General features: G+C 44.5%; 1 protein-coding gene and 16 tRNA genes. 1 reads left to right on the top strand and 16 read right to left on the bottom strand.

Annotated features, from left to right (window positions below):
* Window positions 1-2: 2 nt before the first annotated feature.
* On the top strand, window positions 3-95 hold the full coding sequence (locus NGR58_RS10120; RefSeq protein WP_407077141.1) for an IS3 family transposase: 93 nt from the start codon (window positions 3-5) through the stop codon (window positions 93-95).
* A 533-nt stretch (window positions 96-628) separates the two neighbouring features.
* Here NGR58_RS10120 and NGR58_RS10115 read toward each other — a convergent pair.
* The 16 genes from NGR58_RS10115 to NGR58_RS10040 form a co-directional block, all read right to left on the bottom strand.
* Window positions 629-716 (bottom strand) — tRNA-Ser (locus tag NGR58_RS10115).
* A 26-nt stretch (window positions 717-742) separates the two neighbouring features.
* Window positions 743-817, bottom strand: a tRNA-Ile gene (locus NGR58_RS10110).
* 9 nt (window positions 818-826) lie between these two features.
* Window positions 827-898: transfer RNA gene (locus NGR58_RS10105), tRNA-Gly, on the bottom strand.
* A gap of 23 nt (window positions 899-921) precedes the next feature.
* Window positions 922-994: transfer RNA gene (locus NGR58_RS10100), tRNA-Phe, on the bottom strand.
* 9 nt (window positions 995-1,003) lie between these two features.
* Window positions 1,004-1,077, bottom strand: a tRNA-Asp gene (locus tag NGR58_RS10095).
* Between the two features lie 24 nt (window positions 1,078-1,101).
* Window positions 1,102-1,175: transfer RNA gene (locus NGR58_RS10090), tRNA-Met, on the bottom strand.
* Between the two features lie 31 nt (window positions 1,176-1,206).
* A tRNA-Ser gene (locus tag NGR58_RS10085) sits at window positions 1,207-1,296 on the bottom strand.
* Window positions 1,297-1,316: 20 nt separating this feature from the next.
* A tRNA-Ile gene (locus NGR58_RS10080) sits at window positions 1,317-1,390 on the bottom strand.
* 16 nt (window positions 1,391-1,406) lie between these two features.
* Window positions 1,407-1,480: transfer RNA gene (locus NGR58_RS10075), tRNA-Met, on the bottom strand.
* A 23-nt stretch (window positions 1,481-1,503) separates the two neighbouring features.
* Window positions 1,504-1,577: transfer RNA gene (locus tag NGR58_RS10070), tRNA-Pro, on the bottom strand.
* A gap of 41 nt (window positions 1,578-1,618) precedes the next feature.
* A tRNA-Arg gene (locus NGR58_RS10065) sits at window positions 1,619-1,692 on the bottom strand.
* Between the two features lie 8 nt (window positions 1,693-1,700).
* Window positions 1,701-1,784, bottom strand: a tRNA-Leu gene (locus tag NGR58_RS10060).
* Between the two features lie 2 nt (window positions 1,785-1,786).
* A tRNA-Gly gene (locus NGR58_RS10055) sits at window positions 1,787-1,859 on the bottom strand.
* A 4-nt stretch (window positions 1,860-1,863) separates the two neighbouring features.
* A tRNA-Thr gene (locus tag NGR58_RS10050) sits at window positions 1,864-1,936 on the bottom strand.
* A 49-nt stretch (window positions 1,937-1,985) separates the two neighbouring features.
* Window positions 1,986-2,058, bottom strand: a tRNA-Lys gene (locus NGR58_RS10045).
* Window positions 2,059-2,060: 2 nt separating this feature from the next.
* A tRNA-Val gene (locus NGR58_RS10040) sits at window positions 2,061-2,133 on the bottom strand.
* Window positions 2,134-2,166 lie beyond the last annotated feature (33 nt).

Raw genomic sequence — 2,166 nt, 5'->3', positions numbered from 1 at the left:
ATATCTATTACTACAATAATAAACGGATTAAAACAAAACTGGCCGGAAAAACTCCGGTTCAATACCGAAATCTTTCCGACCAGTTAGTTGCTTAAACTTCTCTCCAATTTTTGGGGTTCAGTTCACAGTCCCTTTTTTGTATATTTCAGGATAGGGAAATCGGTCAAAGGATATTTCCAAATCCACTACCATAATGATTACCTTATTTTAACTTGCAAATAAGCAAAAAAATGCATTCATCACTGCATTAAACTTTTAGTCTTTGAAAATGTGTTACTATTTAAATCTAAATACACTGGCAAAAACCATATGCTTCCTTTTTGTCTATCTTATATAAAAGCTTAATTTAATCACTTATTTTTCTTGTTTATAAAAATAAAAAGTTAATTAATAATCCATATGCACTATTTTTCGCATAACCTACACAGTAAAAAGGTAATCAATAATGTCACTAAGCAACAATTACGTACTTACAAGAACTGTCTTATCTAGATGACCATCCCTACTCTAAACAATGGTAATGTATCCAAACGATCTTTATTCAATTAATTCATTTTTTGTTTTAGAAACAAAAAAATTGCTCTCCCAAAGGAGAACAATTTTAGTTATCAATTAATGTTATTAAGTACGGAGACAGAGGGATTCGAACCCTCGCGCCGGTTTCCCGACCTACACCCTTAGCAGGGGCGCCTCTTCAGCCTCTTGAGTATGTCCCCATGTCAAAAGTAAACTTTTAACAAAATGGGACTGAGAGGACTCGAACCTCCGACCTCACCCTTATCAGGGGTGCGCTCTAAACCAGCTGAGCTACAGTCCCATACTACAAAGCGGACGACGGGAATCGAACCCGCATTCCCAGCTTGGAAGGCTGGAGCACTAGCCGTTGTACTACATCCGCATGACACTATTAACATAATGTTATGGCGCGGGGCGGAATCGAACCGTCGACACTACGAGCTTCAATCGTATGCTCTACCAACTGAGCTACCGCGCCAAAATAAAACGGTCACAACGGGATTCGAACCCGTGATCTTTCGCGTGACAGGCGAACGTCATAACCAACTAGACCATGCGACCAACAGATAAAAAAATCTGATTTAATTGCGGGTGTAGGATTTGAACCTACGACCTTCGGGTTATGGGCCCGACGAGCTACCAGACTGCTCCAACCCGCTATAATAAATAATAATCATCAAATGATGATGAAGGAGAATGTGGGATTCGAACCCACGCGCCGGTTTCCCGACCTGACGGTTTTCAAGACCGTTCCCTTCAGCCAGACTTGGGTAATTCTCCATAAATACCTAAGGCCTAAATGGACCTTGTTGGACTCGAACCAACGACCGGACGGTTATGAGCCGTCTGCTCTAACCAACTGAGCTAAAGGTCCAATTTCTATGAGCCAATCGCGGCGGGGGGAATCGAACCCTCGACCTCCCGGGTATGAACCGGACGCTCTAGCCAGCTGAGCTACACCGCGAAACATAACACTTAGTGTCATAATCGGGACGACAGGATTCGAACCTGCGACCCCCTGGTCCCAAACCAGGTGCTCTACCAAACTGAGCTACGTCCCGAACATGCTAACTAGCAATAATAAACAAACTAACGTTTGTAATGCACCTAGAAGGATTCGAACCTTCAACCTTCTGATTCGTAGTCAGACACTCTATCCAGTTGCGCTATAGGTGCAAATAATATGCCGGCTACCGGGATCGAACCGGTACGATGTCTCCATCGCAGGATTTTAAGTCCTGTGCGTCTGCCTATTCCGCCAAGCCGGCAAAGCGAACAACGGGATTCGGACCCGCGACCTCTACCATGGCAAGGTAGCGTTCTACCAGCTGAACTATGTTCGCATGATGCCGACTAAAGGGTTCGAACCTTCGACCTCCGCTTTACAAGAGCGATGCTCTACCAACTGAGCTAAGTCGGCAACAAATGAATAGTTACCAGTTTGACGAAATAGATACATATTATTAAAGTGGGTCGTCTGGGGCTCGAACCCAGGACCCATGGATTAAAAGTCCACTGCTCTGCCAACTGAGCTAACGACCCAATGGACGTTACAGGGATCGAACCTGTGACCCCCTGCTTGTAAGGCAGGTGCTCTCCCAGCTGAGCTAAACGTCCATTAATGCATCGCGATGTCCTATCCTCGCAGGA

It is taken from the genome of Weissella fangxianensis, assembly GCF_024718545.1.
Taxonomy (GTDB): domain Bacteria; phylum Bacillota; class Bacilli; order Lactobacillales; family Lactobacillaceae; genus Weissella; species Weissella fangxianensis.
Note: the sequence above shows the minus strand (reverse complement) of the source record. Positions and strands in the feature narration are given on the sequence as shown.